Source organism: Aquimarina algiphila (assembly GCF_007489275.1).
Classification (GTDB): domain Bacteria; phylum Bacteroidota; class Bacteroidia; order Flavobacteriales; family Flavobacteriaceae; genus Aquimarina; species Aquimarina algiphila.
Genome location: NZ_VLNR01000208.1, coordinates 1 through 416 on the forward strand (window position 1 = coordinate 1; position 416 = coordinate 416).

1 protein-coding gene is annotated in these 416 nt (G+C 38.7%); it reads left to right on the top strand.

Translation table 11 applies throughout. The annotated features are described in order from the left end of the window. Nucleotides 1–314, top strand: a 314-nt coding sequence (locus FOF46_RS32140) for a hypothetical protein (protein ID WP_167572045.1), incomplete at its 5' end; no start/stop codon positions are given. Nucleotides 315–416 lie beyond the last annotated feature (102 nt).

Genomic DNA, 416 nt, shown 5'->3' on the forward strand with positions numbered 1-416 from the left:
ACCCCAATCGCTGGGTGGCCCCTGCGCATTTGTATTTCAGCCCGGATAATAAGCGTAATGGCTTTAATAAAACCTACGATTGGTATCTCAAACAGGAAATCCTTAAAAAAGAGATCCGAAACCAAATCCTGATTCAAAAAGCTGAAAAAGAATGGCAGGATTATGATAAGGGAAAAGGAAAAAACAAACATAAAACCCGATTGCAACTCTTTAGGATTCAACAACAACGCTTATCTACCTACAAGGACGATACCCTGATGAGGGAATACGAAAAAAGTCTGCAACGAACCCTTCTAAAACCTATTGCTATATGATTTCGCCAAACTTACCGAGTATATCACTCTGCAAATGTATTGTATATTTTCATGATGGAAATTCCAGGACATTTTATTCCCTGGATAAAACCCACAAACGTG